The organism is Bacillus sp. M5A3_1b (assembly GCF_053345335.1).
Genome location: NZ_JBKEZY010000005.1, coordinates 131,355 through 153,076, shown reverse-complemented (window position 1 = coordinate 153,076; position 21,722 = coordinate 131,355). Strand labels below are relative to the sequence as shown.

The window sequence follows — 21,722 nt, the reverse complement described above, 5'->3', positions numbered from 1 at the left end:
ACTCGTTCACTATTGAAGTTCAAAGGTGGTAAAATCATTTCTCGTGTTAGGAAGCTCACACCCTTGGCTTCCCTCTCTGTAAACCGTAAAAATGATTTCATATCCTTATCGTTACTTTTCGTTCATGTCTATTTGTTAACTTATTATAGTTATCAACTTTTTAAAAAGCAAGCCTATTTTTACTAACTATTTTCAAAATCATTTTTTATTATATTTCACAATAACATTTTACAATTGCCGCCCGATTTACCTATTTTGTTATTTCTTCATTTTGTAAATCCACAGTTCATATATAAATATCCCATTCTAAAATGCGTAAATATCCACCTTACAAAGATATATTAATAAAGTTTTTTTAATACAATCTTTTCGTATAACTTTCTTCTAAAGAACGTGCAACATCTTCTTCTGAAGCATTCACTTTTGCATGCTCCAGCAACATTTTTGCTGCTGAAGGTAACTCTTTTTTATTTAGCCATGACTCTGAATCCCACATTTTTGAACGAATAAAAGCTTTCGCGCAATGAATATAGCATTCCTCTATTTCAACAACAATTCCAAGTAGCGGATTGCGTCCATTTACCTGCATTTTTTGCAAAATTTCTTCGTCGTTTGTTATATACGCTCGGCCATTTATTCTGAGTGTCTCCCCAAGACCTGGAATGAAAAAGATTAATCCTACACGTGGATTGGAAATAATATTCAAAATGGAGTCTATACGACGATTTCCTGGTCTTTCTGGAATGATAATTTTTTTATTATTGAGTACGTATACAAATCCAGGTGCATCTCCTCTCGGCGAGGCGTCACACTCTCCTAATTTATTTGCCGTAGATAATACTAAAAAAGGAGATTTAGACAGAAAGTCTACGCAATGGTGGTCTAATGATGAAATAACTTTTTTTAAAGCTCGTTCACTTGGTTGCCCCAATATTCCCCGTAATTCTTCCTCTGTTGAAATAATCGATTTTATTTTCTTACTTTCTATTCCCACTAATAACGACCCCTTTTTCTTTATTTTCCCAAAATTCAATACGATTATTGTATAATAAAATTTGCAGAAAGGGGAATTAAAATGACAGAGTGGTTAACAATATTTGATTCTGAAAGAAATACACTTGGGAAGAAATTACGTGATGAAGTGCACCGTGACGGTGATTGGCACGAAACATTTCATTGTTGGTTTGTAGAAAAAGATGATGAAGATATGTTCTTATATTTCCAATTGCGCTCTAAAAATAAAAAAGAAGCTCCATGTATATGGGATATTACTTCAGCTGGACATATTATGCATGATGAAGATGTACAAATTGGTGGCCTTCGTGAAATTGAGGAAGAATTAGGGCTTTCCTTTCAAACTACTGATCTAGCATACAAAGGAATCTTTACAATAGATTATGAAATTTCAAATCTTACGGATCGCGAGTTTTGCCATATGTATTTTCACAATGTCATCAATCCACTTCCATTCGCACCAGGTGAAGAAGTAGATGATGTGATGAAAGTACATGCAACTTCTTTTCTACAACTATTAAAAAGAGAGATTTCATCTTTTACAGCTATTTCTGTTTTAAACAATAAGCCGATAACGATAAAATTTGAAGATATTTATCCATATGATCTTGCATACTATGAATTCGTTGTAGAACAAGGAAAAGAATTACTAAAAAATAATAGTTTATAAACAAAATAGGACTCCCATTTTAAAATACTTGGGAGTCCTATTCTTAATAGTGGATGATTGACAATACCCGACTGATTTAAACTCCACTTCATTTTCTCTCTTTCAATGTTTGAAACATACTTGGCAGCGTTACAAAGCGTGCCCCTTTCGTTTTTAACTGCGGAATAAATTTATCTAGCGCCTCTACAGATCCTTGTAAATGCCCACCTGGGGTTGAATGCTGAAGGATGACACTGCCAGGAAATGAATTCCCTAACACATTATTTGTAATCGTATCAGCGCTTACTCCTTTCCAATCAACCGTATCAACACTCCACTGTACAATCATAAAGTTTTGCTCTGTCGCCCATTTCAATTGATTTTCAAGTATTTCACCGTACGGTGGACGTATAAACTTCGGTGCATAACCAGCTAAACGATTTAATATTTCTTCTGTTTTTATAATTTGATTACGGTACTCAGCATCAGTTACTTTCGCTAAATTCGGATGGCTATACGTATGATTACCAATTACATGCCCTTCATTCGCAATACGTTTTACTACATTCGGATACTTTTCTGCGTTTTCACCAAGCAAGAAGAAAGTCGCCTTCACATTATGTTGTTTTAACTTATCTAAAATTTTCGGCGTAAATTCTAAATCTGGTCCATCATCAAATGTAAGAGCTACTTCCGCTTTATTGTACGGCCCTGAAAATGCGTACGCATATTTTTCGACCCATGAAAATGGTGTCCACGATCCACGCTCATATGCTTTCATTTGTACTGTATAGTTTTGAGGGATATATGCGTATGGCAATGAGCTTATATAGTCTCCATAATAAAATGAGTTATATGGCATATAGGCGTACGAAACATCTCGTTCTAGTCCCCATTCATATGGGGCAAACATTTCTGACGAATAAAAATAATACATGATAAAAACCTCCCTAAAATTTCATATGTGATTCATCTGCACTTTGTTAGAGAAATTATTATTCATGAACAAAAATAAGACTGTCCATAATTTGGACAGTCTTACTGCTTTATACAATTAATAAATCGATGCACTATCTTTCGGCAAAGCTTTTACATGTTTTAAATAGCTCGTCACTCTGTCATCATCACCTTGCGGGTATTGATATCCATATGTGTTAGCAATTTCATTCGCTACTTCCCTAAATAAATTACCCATGATAAAGAATGACTCCCATATGTTTTCATATTCTGCATTAGAAAAAGTTCTTTTAAATTGCTCCCACATATCTTTTTCAATATATTGCTCGAAATGCTTCCCAAACTTTCCTGCATTACCTGTAAAGTCTGTTTTCATACCAATATGCCATTCTAGCATTACGATGAACATATCTCGTACTGGACCATCAAGCATCCCTTTCGCATAAGAAAGTTCTTCTCTCCATAGTCCTTTCCCTACATTCGTACTACACCACCAAAATTCATTACAGCAATCTAAAAACTCTTTTTCTGTAGGTTTTTTTATTAAGTAGTCCCTATCGCTTGCTGGTGGAAATTCGTCAATACAATTATCTTTATCAAGAAGCAGTTTACTTAAACTATCTTGCCCAACGAATGTATGTATCAAATCAACGGGAACTAACGTTAAATCAATTCGGTTTCCATCCATAAACTGCATTAAATACGGAAATTTCCCGTCTTCATCTGCTGGAACTAATGACATTTCTTCCGGCATTTGTACAATCATTATTTCTCCAAATCTCTGAATCCAATTATGATTAGACGTAAAAGATTGTATATCATTTACAACATACATAATATCATAGTCTTGAAAACAATCTTTTTTCACATGTGGATTTACACGTGACCCATTCATGATGACAGCTCGAATTCTTCCATCCTCTTTTGCTGTACTAATAATTAAGTCTAACATTTCTTTTTCAGTTCTCATCTATTCCTAACCTCCAATTTTTATATAAACTTATATTTCCAAGTATGTTGGAGGTCCACGAGCTAGCTGTGTTGTACACGATACATGTTATAATTTTTGAAACATCTTTTTCATCTTTTTACCACCTTTCGTCATTCTTTTACGACTACCATTACAAACCCATCGTATCCTTTACTTCCGACAGTTTGAAGCGCAGTAGCACTTACACGTGGCTCTGCAGCTATTAATTCATAGAAGCGACGTATCCCTTGTACGCGAGGATCGTTACTCGTATTGTCAATAACTTCTCCTTCACGTACTACGTTATCACCAATAATTATAGTACCAGGGCGTGATAGTTTCAGTGCCCATTCAAAATAAGTAGGATTATTTTGTTTATCGGCGTCTATAAAAATAAAATCAAATGGTTCATACTTCTCATTTGCGATTTGCTGTAAAGAATCTAAAGCTAATCCTGTTCGCACTTCAATTTTATCATTCAAATTGGCACGCTCAATATTGCTACGTGCAATTTCAGCATGCTTTTCACTTGCCTCCAATGTAACAACTCTGCCTCCAGATGGCAATCCCCTTGCAAGCCATATCGTGCTATATCCGCCTAGAGTACCAATTTCCAAAATGTTTCGAGCTCCTTGTATTTGTACTAATAGTTGCAAAAACTTCCCTTGCGTTGGCGATACATCATGTGCTGGTAAATTAGCTGCAGCGTTTGCTTGAAGTACTTCTTCTAATGTAGAATCTTTCGGTATTAATACATCACTCACATATTGATCAACAGCCGTCCATTTCTCAATCGTACTCATGTAAATACCATCCCTTTCAATATTTTTCTACTATTCACATATTATTATACAGAAAATTCTGTCTCGTAAACAAAAATAAAGAAGGGACATCTCCTCCGTTACAGAATAAATATCCCTTCTTTTATTTATACATTTATCCCTTACGGATTAGTAGACCAAAGTCCTGCTGATTTAATAAATGTACGTTTATTTAATTTCAGCTGCGCTACGATAAACTCTGCAATATCTTCTGCTTGCATTACTTTATCTGGATTCCCATCAGTTAATCCTAAATCTACAGCCATATCAGTTGCTACTGTACTTGGAGTTAAAGCTGTTACACGAATGTTATGTTTGCGAACTTCCATCGCTAACGATTCCGTTAAGCCAAGAACACCAAATTTAGAAGCACTATATGCACTTGTTACAGGTGCACCTTTTTGTCCTGCTGTAGATGAAATGTTAATAATATCACCAGATTGTTGTTCAATCATGCTTGGTAAAGCAGCACGAGTTGCATAGTATACACCCATTAAGTTTACTTGAATGATTTTTTCCCAATCAGCAACATCTAGTTCTAAAAACTTACCGAATTTAGAAATACCAGCGTTATTAATTAAAATATCGATAGATCCTAAACTATTTTTTAACGTTTCAATTGCAGTCGTTACCTCTTCATATGAAGATACATCAGCAGTCGCAATAACAGCTTTTACGCCTTCTGCTTCTACTTCTTTCGCTACAGCTTTTAAATTTTCTTCTGAACGAGCTAAAAGACCTACATTTACGCCCTCTTTCGCTAATGCGATCGCTACAGCACGACCAATCCCTCTACCTGCACCTGTAATTAAAGCATTTTTACCTTGTAATAATTCTGCCAAGTATAACACTCCTTAATCGTCTCAGTTGTTTATTATTATATTAAAAGTGTAACTATATTTATGTAAAAAGGCAATGATGCACTTTCATGTGCGTAGGTTACTTGTAGGTAACTATGGAAAGTTTTTATTGATAAGTCTCATGTTTTTGCCATAATTCATGTAAAATAAAAATAAATCCAGCATAGGAGAGTGTATGTGTATGAAAAGAAAAAAATGGTTCTGGTCACTAACTGCAGTCGGACTATGTATCATATCGTTTGCGCTGTACTTTATATTTGGTAATCCACTACATTATAAAGTAATAGAAAAAGATACTAATGAATATCTCCATACTATAAAAGGATATAAGCAAAAAGACATACAAAGCATAACCGGAAAATATACTCCTCTTTATAATATCGGCTATTATGCAGATGTAGTATTTACAAACGAACCTTATTTTACATACTCTTATACGTACGATAATAATAAAAAAATAATACAAGACAACGGGATTTTAGGAAGACATACTGAGTCATTTGAAAACCTTCATTTAAACTGGTCATTGTTTGACGAGTTAGTAGACGGGATTCATACAAACTTGCAAGAAAAAGGTTTAAGTGAACAGAAAGATTATTCTATACGTAACGTTCAATTCATTGATATAGATGATGATAAAAGTGGTGCAGAAGCATACGTTGACTTTACAAAAGATAAAGAATCACATTATTCATACCGTATGAATAACGAAGGAAAAGCTTATCAATATAGTTGCAGTAACGGGAAATGTATTTTTAAAGAGAAATAGTGTTAGAAGAATCTCCTCCTAACACTACTTTTCTTCATATTTAAGAATACAAACAATAAATTCCGTACCATTCCCTTCCTCACTCTCGACTTTTATTTCTCCTTGATGTAGATCGACTACTTTTTTTACTATCGCTAATCCTAAACCACTTCCTCCATACGCACGATTTCGTGAAGAATCAGCTTTAAAAAACCGTTCAAATATATGTTGTTTTTGTTTTTCAGATATACCAATACCCGTGTCACGAATACGTATTTCTACGAATTTCTCATGTTCCTGTAACTGGATTGTAATTGTCCCACCACTTGGAGTAAATTTAATACTATTATGAATTAAATTAATCCAAACTTGACTCATACTTTCTTGGTCAGCAGTTATATGCACTTTTTCTAAATCAAGTTCTAATTCAATTTCTTTTTCAGCCCAGAGCGGTTCACTATTTAATACAATTTGCTTTAACTGTTGATCTAATCGATACGTCACTTTTTCTGGTGTATACTCTTCCGATTCTAAAAGAGTTAGTTTCAATAAATTTTGACTTAGTTTGGATAATCTCGTCGTTTCTGTTTCAATAATGGTAAGATAATGCTTTCTTTTTTCCTCGGAAAGATTATCGTCTTGTAGCGCTCTAGCAAAACCTTTTATAGATGTTAATGGTGACTGTATTTCATGTGAAACATTCGATACAAATTCCTGACGCATTTTCTCCATCGCATTCAGTTCATCTGTCATATCATTTATGCTTTTTACGAGCACACCAATTTCTCCATCATACTTCTCTTCATTTCGTATTTTTACGGAGAAGTCTCCTTTTGCAATTTTTTGTATCGGTTCAATAATAGTCCAAATCATTGCCTCTCGCTTCGGTCTCATTAATACTCCAATCAATACCCAAATAAGAACAATAAATACAAAGCCGACCATATCACTAATTAAAAAAGTAATAAAAGGCGATACTTGTATTTCAAGAGCATTCATTACACTTGATGATACATAAAAGGCTATAGACCAAATTATAGTGAGAAAAGAAAAGAGAGCTATTATCGCTCCAATTACTTTCAGTATCTTCACCTTATTCATTCGCTCTCTTCTTCTCATTTACTTACCTCTAAGCGATACCCTAAGCCTCTTATCGTTTTAATACTAAATTTCGACTTCTCTTCTCGGAACTTCTCACGCAAACGATTAATATGAACATCTAGTGTACGTTCATTTCCTTGAAAATCATATCCCCATACATCTTCAATTAATTGTTCTCTTGAACATGTCCTTCCCGCTTTAGAACCTAAAGTAAATAGCAATTCGAATTCTTTTAGCGGTAACGTAACTGTTTGTTCTCCGGTTGTAACTTCAAATGTTTTACGATTTAACAGTACATTTCCAACTTGAATCGATTGCGATACTGTAATTTGGTAACGTTTCAATAACGCCTTAACTCTCACTACTAGTTCTATCGGATCAAATGGTTTTACAAGATAATCATCCGTACCAAGATGAAACCCTTTTACTTTTTGAGATGTTTCTCCTTTAGCAGTTAGCATCAAAATAGGGATATCATAGTATTTTCTTAATTCAAAACATACATCAAATCCATCCATATTCGGCATCATGATATCAAGAATAACCATATCAACTTTTACTTCGTCTATTTTCTGAAGTGCATCTAGTCCATCAATTGCCTCATATGTTTGAAAACCTTCTCGTTCTAAAAATACAGAAACAAGTTCCCTAATATGCGGATCATCGTCCACTATTAAAATGTTAGGTATCAAAGAAACCATTTCCTTTCTAATTCGCATCCTTTATAAAACTTTTAAAAATGAATCATTAGTGGAGTAAAAACCCCACTGATGATTCATTTTATAATACGCCCTCTTTAATTTTCAATTGTTGCGTTGCAAATTCACGATACATATCATGTGTCTGTAATAATTCATCATGTGTACCGCTTCCTGTAAGATTCCCTTTTTCTATAAAGATAATTTTATCTGCATCCACAACAGTAGAAAGTCTATGTGCAATAACTAATGTTGTTCTGCCTTTCATTAAGTTATTTAACGCTTTCTGAACGACAGACTCTGATTTACTATCTAGACTGGAAGTTGCTTCATCTAACATAAGAATTTGTGGATTTCGAAGTAACGCTCGAGCAATCGCAATTCGTTGTCTTTGCCCTCCTGAAAGCTTCACGCCACGTTCTCCAACTTCTGTTGCGTATCCGTTTGGCAAATCATGAATAAATGCATCAACATATGCCATCGCTGCTACTTTTTCAATTTCTGCATCTGTCACTTCACCCTCAACACCGTAGCAAATATTATCAAGAATTGTCCCATCAATTAACGGACTATCTTGTGAAACGTAACCAATTTGACGTCGCCATGATTGCAATGAATAACTCGTAATTGAGTCTTTTCCTAATTTAATAGCACCGCTAGTTGGCTCGTAAAAACGTTCTAATAGTGAGAATAACGTCGTTTTCCCGCTACCACTTGGTCCTACGATTGCTGTTACTTTTCCTGATTCAATTGTGAAATCAATATTCTTTAAAACTTGCTCTTCTTCGTTATACTCGAAATGTACATTTTCAAGAACGATCGGCTGCTTAGCATTTGTGACCTTCACACCAGTTTCATGATCTTCTACTTCATATTCTAAAATCGTATTAATTCTTTCCGTTGCACCAATCGCCTTTTGAAATTGTGTAAAGAACATAGATAATTGACTCATTGGCATTATAATTTGAACTAAATATAAAATAAACGCTACTAGTTCTCCTGTTGTTAATGCACCGCTAGAAACTCGCATTCCACCATACCCTACGATAATAACAAGCAATGCCATTAAAACAAACGACATAACTGGTGAAATTAACGCTTGCACTTTTCCCTCTTTCAAACCAAATTGTAATAGCTTTTCAATACCTTTATTTCCAGTTTCATATTCCTTTTTTTCTGTGTTCGAAGATTTCACTAAACGAATTTCTGATAACACTTGTGTTAATACACTAGTAAAAGATGCTGTTTCATCTTGAAGTGCTTTTGAAATTTTATACATTTTTCGTCCAAGCGGAACTAAAATGAGTACTGATAATGGAATAACCGTTAAAAGTAAAAGTGTCATTTTCCAATCTAAAACAAATAATACAATTAATGATCCAACAATTGAAATACCGCCTGTTAATAAATTTGACAAATGCTCAGAAATTAACGTTTTCACAACTCCTGTATCATTTGTCATACGACTAATTGTATCGCCTGTTCTATTTTGATCATAATAAGTTACCGGTAAAATAAGCACCTTTTTCCACAAACGTTCTCTCAGTCCAGCTACAATTTTCTGTCCAATATAATTTAATAAATATATAGACAATCCTGCAGCTATAGTTTGCATAATAAAGAATGCAACTAGCCCAACAATTTGCCCTGTACTAATTGAAGAAAGTGAAAAATTATCTACTAACCCCTTCGTTAACATCGGAATAAATAAACTCGCTCCCGTAGAAAGCAAACTCATTAATAATGCAAAAGCAAGAATCCCTTTCGGAGGATTTGTATCTTGAATAAGGCGTAAAAACTGCCTCCAGCTCCCTTTTTTCTCCATCTCATTTCTAACTTCCATTTTTGTTCATCTCCTCGTGTTCAACCAAACTGTTCTTTCTAAAAGTAGATTACTATACAAATGTAAACTGAATGTAAACACACTTTTTCTGTTTTTACAAAATATACATACAAACGCATCTTTACAACAGATATAAATATCTGATATTATTACCTGGTACTTAATATTATTCTATGTGAATTATAGATAACTAATTTACAATACTGTATAAATCTCCCGTTATTGAAAGGAGTATCCTTTTTGCAAACAAATATACATTCCGAAAAGGAAACAATCATTTTTATTCATGGATTAGTCGGTAATCGTCGTGCCTTCAAAAAAGAGCATAAGCGATTTTCCGCCTCTTACAACATTATTACTTATGACTTATTAGGTCACGGCGACGATAAAGGAGAAGCTATCGAATTTTCATTACAGCGCCTCGTAGATCAACTATTGAAATTATATGAAAAAGAAGGTATTACAAAAGCTCATATTTGCGCTCTAAGTTATGGCTGTTATATCTCTACAATTTTTGCACAAATGCACCCAGAAAAAGTATTAAGCATTTGTCATATTGGTGGACATTATAATAATCCATCCCTTTTATATAACGTATTTCAAAAATTTTGGGAGAAGCGCGGAGACGAATACTCTAAATGGCTCTCTCAATATGCAAATACCATTTTTCCAAGTGGCATATTAAAGGCAAATCCGTTCGCAGTCATTTCAAGAAATATTTATTACCGTTTCGGATTGCAATTACATTCATCAATTATTTCCCAATCATTACGGCATCGTTTAGAATTCGATTTAAAATCTAAATTAAAATCACTTACCCACCCTATATTATGGGTAATGGGTGAACATGATCATCTCTATAAATCTTGTCTTTTTGATTTAAAGTCCGTTCTTCCTAACGTTTTATATAAAGAAATACCGTTAGCAGGACATGCAGCAAACTTATTTCGTCCGAACTACTTTCATGACCTATACGCTCGATTTTTAAATGGGAAGTTACAGTAAAAACTACTACATTCCCAATTTACTCAACTATAAAAAGGCTTCCCAAGTTTCCCTGGAAAGCCTTTTCTCTATACGAAAAGTATATAAACTACTTTTTCTTAGTATGCTTTTGTGTAACCTAACATGTGCTTGCTCCAGTAAGAGTTACTTACAGAACTAATACGTACACCAGTTGCATCAGTTTCTGCACTAATGAACTGACCGTTTCCTAAGTAAACACCCATGTGAGAAGGACCTGATTTATAAGTATTTTGGAAGTATACTAAATCACCTGGTTGTGGATTGCTAGTTTTTGTTTTAGAGCTCCAGTATCCAGCAACTGTTTGACGAGCGCCTTTATGACCAGTTTGATTTAATACGTAGTGAATGAATCCACTGCAGTCAAAACCAGCAGGTGTTGTACCAGCAGTTCTGTATGGTGAACCATTTAAAGATCTAGCGAATCCAGCGATTGAAGATGTATCTCCACCTGTTGTTGGTTTTTGTACGTCTTTACCTGGTTGTTGAACGTTATTTGTAACGTTATTGTTATTTGTAACGTTGTTTACTCCGCCTTTTACAAACTTAACGAAGTCTGCACTTACGTAACCTGTACGGCCGTTATGGTTAATTTTGTACCAACCATTTTCAGCGCCAGTAACGTTTAATACTTTACCTTGTGTTACGCCACCGATTACAGCGTTGTATGTAGCTGGGCCTGTACGTACTTTTAAAGCACCAGTGTTAACAACATAAGAACCACCAGTTTGAACTGTAGTAGTATTGTTGTTTGTAGTTGGTTGTTTTGTTTCGTTAGATACAGCAGAACCACCTTTTGTTACGAAGTCTTTGCTTACGTATCCAGTTCCACCATTGAAGTTGATTTTAAACCAATCTTGTACTTCTCCAACAACTTGTACTGTTTTTCCTTTATTTACAGAGCCTAATACTGTATGAGATGTACTTGGGCCTGTACGTACGTTTAGTGAAGAAACGTTTACTGTGTAAGTACCAGTTCCTTGTTGAACAGTAGTTCCTGTTTTACCACCAGTCGTTACGAAGTCACCACTTACATAACCAGTTTGACCGTTTACAGTTACTTTGAACCAACCGTTTTCTTGTCCAATTACTTGTAGTACTTGACCTGATTTCACTTTAGAAATAACGTTATGTCCTGTACCAGCACCTGAACGTACATTTAATACATCAGCTGTTACCGTGTATTTTAATTCAGAAGTTGTTTCTACCTTTTTTGTTTCAGTTACAGTCGTTTGAGTTTGAGTTTGAGTTTGTCCATTAATTTCTTTTAGCGCCTCATTTGAAACTTGTGCCTGAGCAGAATCCATACCTGGAACTGCAACACCTACTACAGAAGCTGCTGCTAAACCTGCAATTACTTTTTTCATAAGTTGTCTTTACTTCCTTTCCCTACTATCCTCTTAAAAAAACTTATAAACTTAATACATTACAATATTATCAAAGTAAAATATTCATTAAGTTCCATTTTTTAACAAGAGTTTTATTTTTCACACAGAGTTCATTTTAAACGAATGAAGTGAATTCCGTGTGAACTTCATGTGAACTTTACCATTAAACTTAGTATTTTTGCAATGCTTTTTTCAATTCCCTTATATATTTCAATGAAAATTCGACATTTCATTCATTATCTTAATATACATTTTCTATCCACTTTGAAAAACTCTATTCATCTAATCCAATGCAAAGAATGTATTTCCTAGTAAGTTCCTTCCATGAAGCATACTCTTATCATGACAAAAAATACTTTTTTTATCAATAGTATAATATTTTTAGAAAACTATTTTTGATACTATCTATCGCTTTTAAAAGATTTGACGATTTGTAAGATTTAACTTCAAAAATTCTGTTCTAATTTGGCGAAAATGTACATTCCACTAACTATTTTTCACTGCATATGGAATTTTTAGGATATTTATATTATCATATATATAGTGGTATCTTAATCTATACAAGTTTTATCCACCCTACCCGGAAACCAATCGAAATTTTACAGGTCGGTATTCTCCACGTAGTATCGAATTTTGAGAGGGAAGTCTTATTGCCCGCAAATATTGGGATTAAAAAAGGAGGTATATTTATGAAAAACATAATAGATGATCCTATAAATAAAAATATAGAATTGTACTCTGCTTTTTTTCAATTCGTTTCAATTATTACTTTACAAAAAATATCAACTATTGAAACACGTAAAAACGAATTAAAAGATCAGATGAAAAATTCCTATCAAAAAAATCCTTATTACTTATAAAAGGTGAACAGGTTGTATCCCTGTTCACCTTTTATCTCGCATTATTTATAAATTTTTACACGATTTTCTAAAGGTTGGTATTCTTTTTCACCTGCAGGTACCACCGGTTTACCAAACGGCATTTGCGCAGTGAGTTTCCAGTTTTCTGGAACTCCCCATTCTTTTCTCACTTCTTCATCAATTAATGGATTGTAATGCTGCAATGTAGCACCAAATCCTTCAATTTCTAAAGCTGTCCAAATTGCAAATTGTAACATTCCTGAGGATTGCTGTGACCACGTTGGAAAATTCTCTTTGTATAATGCAAAGTTTTCTTGCAATTCTTCCACTACTTGACTGTCTTCAAAGTATAAAACCGTTCCATAACCACTTTTAAATGCATTCATTTTTTCATCAGTAGATGCAAAGTTATTTTCAGGTACAATTTTTCGTAACGTTTCTTTCGTAATATCCCATAACTTATCATGTTGTTCTCCTAGCAAGACGACAACGCGGGCGCTCTGAGAGTTAAAAGCTGAAGGTGTATGTTTTACAGCATGATAAATCACTTCTTGAATTTTTTCATCAGAAACTACTTGCTCTTTACTAATCGCGTAAATAGATCTTCTGTCTTCAATTGCTGTGTAAAAATCTTTTACCATCATAATTCCCTCCAATTTTCATTTGAGGCTTTTTCATATGTATACATCATGTTCCGCCTCTTAAAACTTATCATTAATAAGCTTCTAACTTTATACTATCAACAAACAATAATAAACTCAAATAATAACACTCGCATTTTTTACCTTTTTACTTCCTAATACTAACAATAAAAAGGCAATTTATTGTTACCGATAATAAGTAACAACAAATTGCCTTGCTTATATGATGATCCAACTCAGTATTTCACTTAATTAACTAAGCCAAAAGCATAAGACATTAGCTTGTTCGTCTCTGTAAAACGCTGCGTTTTACCTTTCGTTCCCATTACAACAGTAATAATACGAGTATCACCTTGTTTTGCTGTACCCGTAAAACAATACCCCGCGCTATCTGTAAATCCTGTTTTTAATCCGTCTATTCCTTCTATATATAAAGCTTTATTATTTTTGTTTAACATATCATTTGTACTTATAACATTAATATTATTAAATGCTAACTGACTTTGACGTAAGTGAGTCACTTCTAATATTTCTGGATAGTCTTTTATTAGATGATACGCCAAGTTTGCTACATCAGCAGCCGTCATCTTCGTCTCACTTCCATCAGGTTCTTGTAGTCCTGATGCATTTGCGAATTTAGCATAATCCGACATTTTTAACTCCTTCGCTTTTGCATTCATAAGCTGAACGAAATCTTTCTCCGTCTTAGCCATATGTTCTGCTAAAGCTACAGCCGAATTATTTGCCGATTCAATCATTAATGCATGGTACAAATCTTTAACAGTCAATGTGTCATTCACTTGGACTGGGATTCTCGCACCCTCTGTTTGTGCCGCTTTCGTACTCATTTTCACCGGATCTTCCCAGCGAATTTTCCCATTATGTACATTTTCTAATAGAAGATACGCTGTCATCATCTTAGACATGCTTGCTGGCGCAAAAGCTTCTTTTTCATTATGTTGATAAATAACTTCTCCATTACTCGCATCAATAATCATAGCTGCTTTTGCATCGATTTTCGGTGGTATGTACTTTGGTGGCACTACTTTTTCAGCTAATCCTGTTTTAGGTAGTTCTGCCACCTGTAAAGGTTGTCCCTCTATATTTGTTGCACTCTTTTGAGTTCCTTGGAATAAGAACCAACATATCCCTAAAATAATGACTACTAGGATCGTCAGCCTTCCCCATTTTAACCGCTTCATTTCAAAACTCCTTTAGCAAACCTTTTATACACTCACGTTTAACCATAACAATAATTACTTTATATCGTCAAGGTAAAAAGCATATTTATTCATCTAATACATTTATGTTACACTAATAATACCGAAATATAAGAATATTCAATGATAAATATTAGAAACTCATAATTCAATAGAAAGGATTCTTACGATGCTACTTCCAAAACCATTAAAATACGGAGACACAATCGGCATTTATTCGCCCTCTTCACCAGCAACCTACACTTCTCCTAAAAGATTTGAACGAGCGAAATCTTATTTACAAAAGAAAGGATTTCACATATTAGAAGGTTCACTAACAGGTCGATATGATTATTATCGCTCCGGCAGTATACAAGAGCGTGCCGAGGAACTGAATGCTTTAATAAGGAATCCTAATGTATCTTGTATTATGTCAACAATTGGCGGTATGAATTCCAATTCCTTATTACCTTATATTGATTATGATGCTTTTCAAAATAACCCTAAAATAATGATTGGCTATTCAGATGCAACAGCTTTATTGCTAGGAATTTATGCCAAAACAGGAATCCCTACATTTTACGGTCCGGCACTCGTCCCCTCCTTTGGAGAATTTGAGCCTTTTGTAGATTATACATACAATTATTTTGTAGAAACATTACTACATGATCAATCGCTTCCTTACAACATAAAACAGCCTTTATTTTGGTCAGATGAATTTATTAATTGGGAAGTGAAAACGAAAGAAAAAGAACTTAAACCAAATAATTGGATTTCCGTAACAAATGGACAAGCTACTGGACGTATTATTGGAGGGAACTTAAATACAATAGAAGGAATTTGGGGTAGTCCTTATATGCCATGTATTCAAAATGGGGATATTTTATTTATTGAGGATAGTTCAAAAGATGCAGCTACTATTGAAAGAAGCTTTTCATTACTTAAAGTTAACGGCGTATTTGATAAAGTTTCAGGTATTATTCTTGGAAAACATGAGCAGTTTGATGATTGTGGTACAAATCGCAAACCTTATGAAATATTATTAGAAGTACTACAAAATCAAAGAATTCCTTTATTAGCTGACTTTGATTGTTGTCATACCCATCCGATGATCACTATGCCGATAGGTGCTCAAGTGAACATGGATGCAACTAATAAAACAATACATATTTTAGAACAATGGAAGATATAAAAAACACTTATATTATAGGAAGAAAATATTATAAACTTTCCATTAGAAAACAGAAAAAAGCTCCGTTCATCACAAACGGAACTTTTTTATTATTGTCCTAAATTTTGAACCTTCTCTTTCAAATCACGAACTTGATCTATCGTCTGCATAAGCTCAGAGTTTTTAAATTGCTCTACATCCACTTTTCCTTCTTCTATCTTCGTCATTGCCGTATCAATTAATGTATTTAACTTTTCGTTATATCCGACGATTTGCTGATGAAGATCCTTTGCTACATCAGGTGGTGTTAATTCATTGAAAGCGGGTATATCTTGTTTAATTTCACTAAGCTTCGTTTCTAACTCTTTTCGAGCTTCGCTATCATTAACAGCCTTTTCAGCTAATGCTGGTGCATCATTTGCAAATGCACTTATTTCATTTACATAGTCTGTCGCTTTTTGAGCATAATCTATGGAGTTCTTTCCTTGCTCTACTAGTGAACATCCCATTAAACCAATTGAAACTATAAATACTAATAAAATTGATTTGATTTTCATTTTAGACTCCCTTCGCCTTTATAATTGTCTGCAATTTTCTCTATGCATAACTTCTAACTAACTTACTTATAACCTTTTTCAAATAGCTATTTACCCTCTTACATGCCCTATTATCGTTACAACATCTATTTCTATATTTACGCTAATAATATCTTCAATTATATCCATATATCCTTGTCCTATAGCTGTTCCATAGTGTAATGTAAGCCCCTTCTTTTCATACACTGACTTTGGCACGGAAAAAATAAACCTCCTCAAGTTACTTTCATCAGCTGGTTCCATAATTAAAACAATCCCATCCTCATCAAACATATATGCTCGCCCTCCAACTTTACATTCACTATGGCTCAGTATTGCCTTTGTCAGCTAAATTTAAAACCTAAAAATAAGATGCACATCGCTCTATAATTAAAATAAGAAGCATTAATTCTTTTTTTAAGGTTAATGCTTCTTCAAAACTTCGATTTAACTGCCCATAATCCGTATTATGCGAATTATTTCAATTCCCCTCAATTCTTCATTTCCGGACAATATAGAGTACATCAGTTTCAGATAAACCAAATTTCCTAGCACTTCTCATTCCTTGTTTTTCAGCTATGTTATACAATTCCACCTTAAATCCTACATTCATTAATCGTTGTATAAATCCTGATCGATTATAAATCCTTACATGTTCTTCATGACCAAAAGCTAATCTTCTCAATTTTGGCGTTAAAATTAATTCATTCTCTATAATACTATCTACATTCATTACGATTGGCGCTTGAATAATTCCCCATCCATTTGTCTTTAATACTCTATATAACTCTCTCATCGCTTTTTCATCATCTTGAACGTGCTGTAATACATGACCACATAAAATCACATCAAATGTATCATTTTCATATGGAATTCTAGTAACATCAATTTCCTGCATTAATGGATCCTTTGGTTCAATATCTCCACATACATATGTAATGTTTTTATACTGGGCAAACCAACTTCTTAACTTCGCTTCAGGTGCAATATGAAGCATAGTATCATTTCCACTTAATAACTCCGTTTCCATTTCAATATATACACGATATAACCTTTCACGATCCATCGAATCACATACCGAACAAATTCCCGTATCTTTATTCCACATCTCAAATTTATATTTTGGAAAATCATAATGTTCTGGCCAAGGAGAAAATTTTTCAAATTGTTGATTGCAAAATTGACAATAGCATACTTCTTCCTCAAATATACGATTAACTAACTTATTTAATTCCCTCTCCATCTTTTCATTATCAATTTGATTTAATTGTCCATTTTTTACCGCATCCTTAATTATTGACACCACATTTTCCAAACAATGAGTTAAACACGTTTTATAATCTTGCTCACGATTTAAAAACCCACTATTATATGCATCTATTATTAATTCAGTCCATTCTTCAATTGCCCTTAATGTAAATTGCATTTGTTTTTGATTTTTCCCACCATGTTGTCTAAAATAACTAAGAGGTTCCTCTATATAAACTACATTTCCTTTCTTCATCATATCTAGCCATGTTGCAATGTCATTAATAGCTGAATAACCCTTTCCCTTAAAACACCCAAAAGCCCCTTCAAAAAATTTCCGATTAAACAGAACTGTTGTAGGCTCACCAACTACATTTTTTAAGTTTTTTAACATATAATTACCTAATTCTTTCCCTTTAAAAAGTGTAGTTTCTTTTGCAATTTTCATATTCAATGTTGATGGTGGTAATACTTTTCCATTCTCATCAATTAATTCCCGATATGACGTCACAAATGAAATGTTTTCTAGTCTAAAAAAACAGTTCATCATTCTTTTAATCTTTTCAGGATGAAATAAGTCATCATCTAATAAAAAGTTTATATAATCTCCATTTGCAAGTTCTATACACTTATTAAAGTTCTCTGCTTCTAATCGAGGTTTATTTTTAACATATGTAATACATTTATATTCACTTAAATATAGTTGGATCATCGCTTGAATTTCACCGTTTGTACTATCGTCAGAAATTATTATTTCAATATTTTCATATGTTTGATTCAAAGCACTTTTGAGAGCTAATTCCAAGTAATGAGGTTTATTATAGGCAGGAATAAGTATACTGACTTTCGGTAAATGAGAGTTGTTATTCCGATACTGTTTTTTCTTTTCTATATTTATTTCCTTTCGCTTAATTTGTCGGTAGTAGTCTAATGTATATAATATTGATGATGGAACTAATTTTTTTGCATAGTCTAGGAAATTAGTTATCGCTTTATATAACTCTTTTTCAGTAGATAAAAAACCATACTTTTCTCCAACTATAATACTATGTGAAAAATCCTCTACTCCATCCATAAGTTTATTAGATTCATTCAACTGTTGACCTGAATGTAATCGGAAGTAACTAAGTGTCTCTGCTATATATACTGCTTTTCCTTTACTTAATAAAGATAACCATGAGGCTATATCTACATTACATAGATACCTCCTCTTATCAAAAATCCCATACGGTTCTTGTAAATCATTTTTACGAAATAAAACTGTTGTCGGTTCTCCAATATAATTTTTTTGATCCACAATTACCCTATTTCCTAATTCTGTTCCCTCTATAATCGTATCCTCTTCAAATAAACGGACAGTTGAATAAATATGTCGTAGTTCTTTCCCTTTATCATCAATTACTTGACGATGAGATGTTACAAGCTTGATTTCATTATCTAAATCATTGAAAAAATACTTCATCATTTTTTCAATTTTATTCATATGAAATATATCATCATCCATTAAAAAATTTATATACTCACCGTTCGCTTCATTAAATAACATTAGCGCATTTTCAAATTGTCCGAGAGTTGACCTGTTTTTTATATAAATAATATTTGAATGATCACATAAGTATTTTTGTAACACATTTTCCGTTTCGTCATTCGTGCTATCATCTCCAACAATAATTTCTATATTAGAATATGTTTGTTGTAATACACTACACAATGCTTTTTCAAAGTAGCCAGGACGATTATAAGTAGGAATTAATACACTTACCAACGGAATTCGCTCTATCGCCTCTTCACTTTTTTCAAAACGATTCCCCATCTTTTCCCTCCACCTTTTCGCATATTATTTATATACGCGACATAATATCACATTACTTAAACCGTATGAAACCTTTATACTTTTATGCAAGCCCATAACAAAATATCCTACTTTTCACTCCAAAATATACATATTCAATAATTTAAGTATTTGATTAGCTGTTTTTTATACATTTGATTTCTATCATAAAATAATGTAAGACAAATAAAACGAAACTTTAATCAGGGGGGCTTCTCCATCCCTTCTGATTATCCCCCTCACCAATCGGACTTTTACGTACACCTAACTTCCTCACATCAGCCGGATCTTGCCCTGCAAATAGCGAGATAAATCTATACCTTAAAAAGAATATATTTCTTAACAAAAAAATAGCTGCACCATTAGGCGTAGCTATTTTACAATTATTACTTATTCAAACTATATTCCTTTATCTAACTCATACAGCTTACGATACTTCTCGTTTTCTTTCAGAAGTTGTTCATGACTGCCTTGCATCACAATTTGGCCACGATCAAGGAATATAACTTCATCTACATGTTCAATTCCTACAAGGTGGTGTGTAATCCAAATAACAGTCTTTTCTTCTGTTGCAGAAAACATTGTTTCTATTAAAGAAAGTTCTGTCTTTGGATCTAAGCCGATCGTAGGTTCATCAAGTACAATAATTGGAGCCTCTTGCATTAGCGTTCTAGCAAAAGCAACCCGTTGTCTTTCTCCACCAGAAAACCTTTTTCCCATTTCATGCATTTTTGTTTGCAATCCATCTGGAAGAGAAGCTATATGCGAAGCTAATTGTGCTTTCTCTAAAGCTGTCCATATCTCTTCATCCGTAGCCTCTAGTTTACCGATTCGTACATTATTTCCAATTGTCGTATCGAATAAATGCGGCTTTTGATTCAATACAGAAATATATTTTGATAAAAGATTCGTATGAGCATGTTCACTATGCAATAAAACTTCACCATGTAACGGGCTTAGCGCACCTGCTAACAATTTTAACAAAGTAGATTTTCCTGTTCCACTTCTTCCTAAAATGGCGATTTTCTTTCCTGCCTTTATTTGAAGTGATACTTCTTTCAATACAAACTCATTACTATCTGGGTAACGATACGATACATTATTTAATTCAATGTCTATATATTTTGATGCAACATAATCTTTATCCTCATGTAATTCCTTTTCATCCTGTAAAACATCATTAGCTTCTACTTTATTTAGACGATGAGCAGATTCTACATATGATGGAATTCGATCGATAGCATCTGAAAGTGGAATTAACGCATTTGTCACAGATAACGTCATTAAGACGAAAGCCGCAATAACGGTAGGTGCAATCTGTTCACTTGCTGCCTCATTTCCAGTCCATATGATCATTGAAATAACTACGATCCCCACTACTAATTGAATGATACTGTCCCGAATATGATTCCAGCGCTTCATTCTTTTTTCCGTTTTTAACAACTGAGCATTTTGCTCTACATACTTATCAATGAATTCATCTTTTCTACCACTTGCTTGCCAATCAGATAACCCAAAAACAGCGTCTGTTAGTTGTTGATACAAACGGCTTCTTCCTTGCTTTAAAGTAACATGATGTTGCTTCATTAAAAGTAATGATACAAACGGAAGAAGAAAAACGATAATAGCCAACATACATGCTGCAATAAGTGCAAATACTACGTCAAATGCTCCGATAACAAGTACGAATATGCTATATACAACTAATGCTAATAGACTAGGAAATATTGTACGTAAATATAGGTTTTGCAAATGCTCTATATCTTCGGATAATATACCTAACATATCGCCCGTTTGAAATCGTGAACGGAAAAATAACGCCTGCGGTTCTACTATTCTGTATAGTTTCGTTCTCATCTTTTCTAATATGCGTAGTACGACATCGTGTCCAACTAAACGCTCTAAATAATAAAATACCGCTTGTCCTATACTAAACGCACGTGTTGCAACGATAGGAACATATACAGCCATTACATTTTCTGGTCTAAGAGCAGATTTAGAGATTAAATAACCTGAAATGAAAAGTAACATCGCACCTGAACTAACTCCAAGAAGACCAAGGAAAATAGTTAAAGTCATTCTACCTTTATTTTGCTGTATATAAGGTTTAATCCAGTTACTCATC

General features: G+C 33.6%; 20 protein-coding genes and 1 other annotated feature (1 of these 21 only partly in view). Of the genes, 5 read left to right on the top strand and 15 right to left on the bottom strand.

Translation table 11 applies throughout. From position 1 onward, the window contains the following. Positions 1-121: a binding site (T-box leader), on the bottom strand (it extends 111 nt beyond the left edge of the window). A 234-nt stretch (positions 122-355) separates the two neighbouring features. Beyond that, the gene (locus ACLBWW_RS15725) at positions 356-994 is read right to left on the bottom strand and encodes a pyridoxamine 5'-phosphate oxidase family protein (RefSeq protein ID WP_048543198.1); all 639 of its coding nucleotides are present in this window, start codon (positions 992-994) and stop codon (positions 356-358) included. An 81-nt stretch (positions 995-1,075) separates the two neighbouring features. Here ACLBWW_RS15725 and ACLBWW_RS15720 point away from each other — a divergent pair, with 81 nt between their 5' ends. Beyond that, the gene (locus ACLBWW_RS15720; protein WP_048543199.1) at positions 1,076-1,684 is read left to right on the top strand and encodes an NUDIX hydrolase; all 609 of its coding nucleotides are present in this window, start codon (positions 1,076-1,078) and stop codon (positions 1,682-1,684) included. 88 nt (positions 1,685-1,772) lie between these two features. Here ACLBWW_RS15720 and ACLBWW_RS15715 read toward each other — a convergent pair whose 3' ends face one another. The 4 genes from ACLBWW_RS15715 to ACLBWW_RS15700 all read right to left on the bottom strand — a co-directional run bounded on the left by ACLBWW_RS15715 (position 1,773) and on the right by ACLBWW_RS15700 (position 5,253). Next, positions 1,773-2,600: a peptidoglycan-N-acetylglucosamine deacetylase gene (locus tag ACLBWW_RS15715; RefSeq protein WP_098221785.1), complete on the bottom strand. Its 828-nt coding sequence runs from the start codon at positions 2,598-2,600 to the stop codon at positions 1,773-1,775. A gap of 117 nt (positions 2,601-2,717) precedes the next feature. Beyond that, the gene (locus ACLBWW_RS15710) at positions 2,718-3,590 is read right to left on the bottom strand and encodes an aminoglycoside 6-adenylyltransferase (protein WP_048543201.1); all 873 of its coding nucleotides are present in this window, start codon (positions 3,588-3,590) and stop codon (positions 2,718-2,720) included. Between the two features lie 131 nt (positions 3,591-3,721). Continuing rightward, the gene (locus ACLBWW_RS15705) at positions 3,722-4,393 is read right to left on the bottom strand and encodes an O-methyltransferase (protein ID WP_048543202.1); all 672 of its coding nucleotides are present in this window, start codon (positions 4,391-4,393) and stop codon (positions 3,722-3,724) included. A gap of 140 nt (positions 4,394-4,533) precedes the next feature. After that, the gene (locus ACLBWW_RS15700; RefSeq protein ID WP_048543203.1) at positions 4,534-5,253 is read right to left on the bottom strand and encodes a 3-ketoacyl-ACP reductase; all 720 of its coding nucleotides are present in this window, start codon (positions 5,251-5,253) and stop codon (positions 4,534-4,536) included. 199 nt (positions 5,254-5,452) lie between these two features. Between ACLBWW_RS15700 and ACLBWW_RS15695 the strand changes: the two genes are divergently transcribed. Further along, a complete protein-coding gene (locus ACLBWW_RS15695) occupies positions 5,453-6,040 on the top strand; it encodes a DUF3139 domain-containing protein (protein ID WP_048543204.1) in 588 nt (195 codons plus the stop codon). 24 nt (positions 6,041-6,064) lie between these two features. On the opposite strand, the gene hitS is transcribed toward ACLBWW_RS15695, so the two are convergent. The 3 genes from hitS to ACLBWW_RS15680 form a co-directional block, all read right to left on the bottom strand. Further along, entirely contained in the window at positions 6,065-7,138 is a 1,074-nt protein-coding gene (gene hitS, locus ACLBWW_RS15690; RefSeq protein WP_048543205.1) for an envelope stress sensor histidine kinase HitS, read from the bottom strand. Then, on the bottom strand, positions 7,135-7,812 hold the full coding sequence (gene hitR, locus ACLBWW_RS15685) for an envelope stress response regulator transcription factor HitR (protein ID WP_048543206.1): 678 nt from the start codon (positions 7,810-7,812) through the stop codon (positions 7,135-7,137). The genes hitS and hitR overlap by 4 nt, the downstream gene beginning before the upstream one ends. A gap of 88 nt (positions 7,813-7,900) precedes the next feature. After that, positions 7,901-9,661, bottom strand: a complete 1,761-nt coding sequence (locus ACLBWW_RS15680; protein ID WP_048543207.1) for an ABC transporter ATP-binding protein — start codon at positions 9,659-9,661, stop codon at positions 7,901-7,903. Positions 9,662-9,901: 240 nt separating this feature from the next. Between ACLBWW_RS15680 and ACLBWW_RS15675 the strand changes: the two genes are divergently transcribed. Continuing rightward, positions 9,902-10,666, top strand: coding sequence for an alpha/beta fold hydrolase (locus ACLBWW_RS15675; protein ID WP_048543208.1), 765 nt, complete (start codon positions 9,902-9,904; stop codon positions 10,664-10,666). A 98-nt stretch (positions 10,667-10,764) separates the two neighbouring features. Here ACLBWW_RS15675 and entFM read toward each other — a convergent pair whose 3' ends face one another. Next, positions 10,765-12,051, bottom strand: a complete 1,287-nt coding sequence (entFM, locus tag ACLBWW_RS15670) for an enterotoxin EntFM (protein ID WP_048543209.1) — start codon at positions 12,049-12,051, stop codon at positions 10,765-10,767. Between the two features lie 710 nt (positions 12,052-12,761). Here entFM and ACLBWW_RS15665 point away from each other — a divergent pair. Beyond that, on the top strand, positions 12,762-12,932 hold the full coding sequence (locus ACLBWW_RS15665; protein ID WP_048543210.1) for a hypothetical protein: 171 nt from the start codon (positions 12,762-12,764) through the stop codon (positions 12,930-12,932). A 41-nt stretch (positions 12,933-12,973) separates the two neighbouring features. Here ACLBWW_RS15665 and ACLBWW_RS15660 read toward each other — a convergent pair whose 3' ends face one another. Together ACLBWW_RS15660 and ACLBWW_RS15655 are read right to left on the bottom strand one after the other, a co-directional pair. After that, the gene (locus tag ACLBWW_RS15660) at positions 12,974-13,576 is read right to left on the bottom strand and encodes a nitroreductase family protein (protein ID WP_176374048.1); all 603 of its coding nucleotides are present in this window, start codon (positions 13,574-13,576) and stop codon (positions 12,974-12,976) included. Between the two features lie 245 nt (positions 13,577-13,821). Then, positions 13,822-14,775, bottom strand: coding sequence for a D-alanyl-D-alanine carboxypeptidase family protein (locus tag ACLBWW_RS15655; protein ID WP_048543212.1), 954 nt, complete (start codon positions 14,773-14,775; stop codon positions 13,822-13,824). A 187-nt stretch (positions 14,776-14,962) separates the two neighbouring features. Here ACLBWW_RS15655 and ACLBWW_RS15650 point away from each other — a divergent pair, with 187 nt between their 5' ends. Continuing rightward, entirely contained in the window at positions 14,963-15,964 is a 1,002-nt protein-coding gene (locus tag ACLBWW_RS15650; RefSeq protein WP_098049241.1) for a S66 family peptidase, read from the top strand. Positions 15,965-16,053: 89 nt separating this feature from the next. On the opposite strand, the gene ACLBWW_RS15645 is transcribed toward ACLBWW_RS15650, so the two are convergent. The 4 genes from ACLBWW_RS15645 to cydC form a co-directional block, all read right to left on the bottom strand. Further along, on the bottom strand, positions 16,054-16,500 hold the full coding sequence (locus tag ACLBWW_RS15645; RefSeq protein ID WP_000695207.1) for a DUF6376 family protein: 447 nt from the start codon (positions 16,498-16,500) through the stop codon (positions 16,054-16,056). Positions 16,501-16,590: 90 nt separating this feature from the next. Then, positions 16,591-16,812 (bottom strand): hypothetical protein, encoded by a 222-nt coding sequence (locus ACLBWW_RS15640; protein WP_000459113.1) that lies wholly within the window; start codon positions 16,810-16,812, stop codon positions 16,591-16,593. Between the two features lie 205 nt (positions 16,813-17,017). Then, a complete protein-coding gene (locus tag ACLBWW_RS15635; protein ID WP_447614123.1) occupies positions 17,018-19,579 on the bottom strand; it encodes a glycosyltransferase in 2,562 nt (853 codons plus the stop codon). Positions 19,580-19,996: 417 nt separating this feature from the next. After that, complete coding sequence (gene cydC, locus ACLBWW_RS15630; protein ID WP_048543217.1) at positions 19,997-21,721, bottom strand: thiol reductant ABC exporter subunit CydC; 1,725 nt, start codon at positions 21,719-21,721, stop codon at positions 19,997-19,999. Position 21,722: the final 1 nt, after the last annotated feature.

Bases quoted from the DNA above. Each gene is read 5' to 3' on its own strand.
- ACLBWW_RS15720 (WP_048543199.1), top strand. From the start codon at position 1,076: ATGACAGAGTGGTTAACAATATTTGATTCTGAAAGAAATACACTTGGG.
- ACLBWW_RS15715 (WP_098221785.1), bottom strand. From the start codon at position 2,600: ATGTATTATTTTTATTCGTCAGAAATGTTTGCCCCATATGAATGGGGA.
- ACLBWW_RS15710 (WP_048543201.1), bottom strand. From the start codon at position 3,590: ATGAGAACTGAAAAAGAAATGTTAGACTTAATTATTAGTACAGCAAAA.
- ACLBWW_RS15705 (WP_048543202.1), bottom strand. From the start codon at position 4,393: ATGAGTACGATTGAGAAATGGACGGCTGTTGATCAATATGTGAGTGAT.
- ACLBWW_RS15695 (WP_048543204.1), top strand. From the start codon at position 5,453: ATGAAAAGAAAAAAATGGTTCTGGTCACTAACTGCAGTCGGACTATGT.
- hitS (WP_048543205.1), bottom strand. From the start codon at position 7,138: ATGAGAAGAAGAGAGCGAATGAATAAGGTGAAGATACTGAAAGTAATT.
- ACLBWW_RS15680 (WP_048543207.1), bottom strand. From the start codon at position 9,661: ATGGAAGTTAGAAATGAGATGGAGAAAAAAGGGAGCTGGAGGCAGTTT.
- entFM (WP_048543209.1), bottom strand. From the start codon at position 12,051: ATGAAAAAAGTAATTGCAGGTTTAGCAGCAGCTTCTGTAGTAGGTGTT.
- ACLBWW_RS15665 (WP_048543210.1), top strand. From the start codon at position 12,762: ATGAAAAACATAATAGATGATCCTATAAATAAAAATATAGAATTGTAC.
- ACLBWW_RS15660 (WP_176374048.1), bottom strand. From the start codon at position 13,576: ATGATGGTAAAAGATTTTTACACAGCAATTGAAGACAGAAGATCTATT.
- ACLBWW_RS15655 (WP_048543212.1), bottom strand. From the start codon at position 14,775: ATGAAGCGGTTAAAATGGGGAAGGCTGACGATCCTAGTAGTCATTATT.
- ACLBWW_RS15650 (WP_098049241.1), top strand. From the start codon at position 14,963: ATGCTACTTCCAAAACCATTAAAATACGGAGACACAATCGGCATTTAT.
- ACLBWW_RS15645 (WP_000695207.1), bottom strand. From the start codon at position 16,500: ATGAAAATCAAATCAATTTTATTAGTATTTATAGTTTCAATTGGTTTA.
- ACLBWW_RS15640 (WP_000459113.1), bottom strand. From the start codon at position 16,812: ATGTTTGATGAGGATGGGATTGTTTTAATTATGGAACCAGCTGATGAA.
- ACLBWW_RS15635 (WP_447614123.1), bottom strand. From the start codon at position 19,579: ATGGGGAATCGTTTTGAAAAAAGTGAAGAGGCGATAGAGCGAATTCCG.
- cydC (WP_048543217.1), bottom strand. From the start codon at position 21,721: ATGAGTAACTGGATTAAACCTTATATACAGCAAAATAAAGGTAGAATG.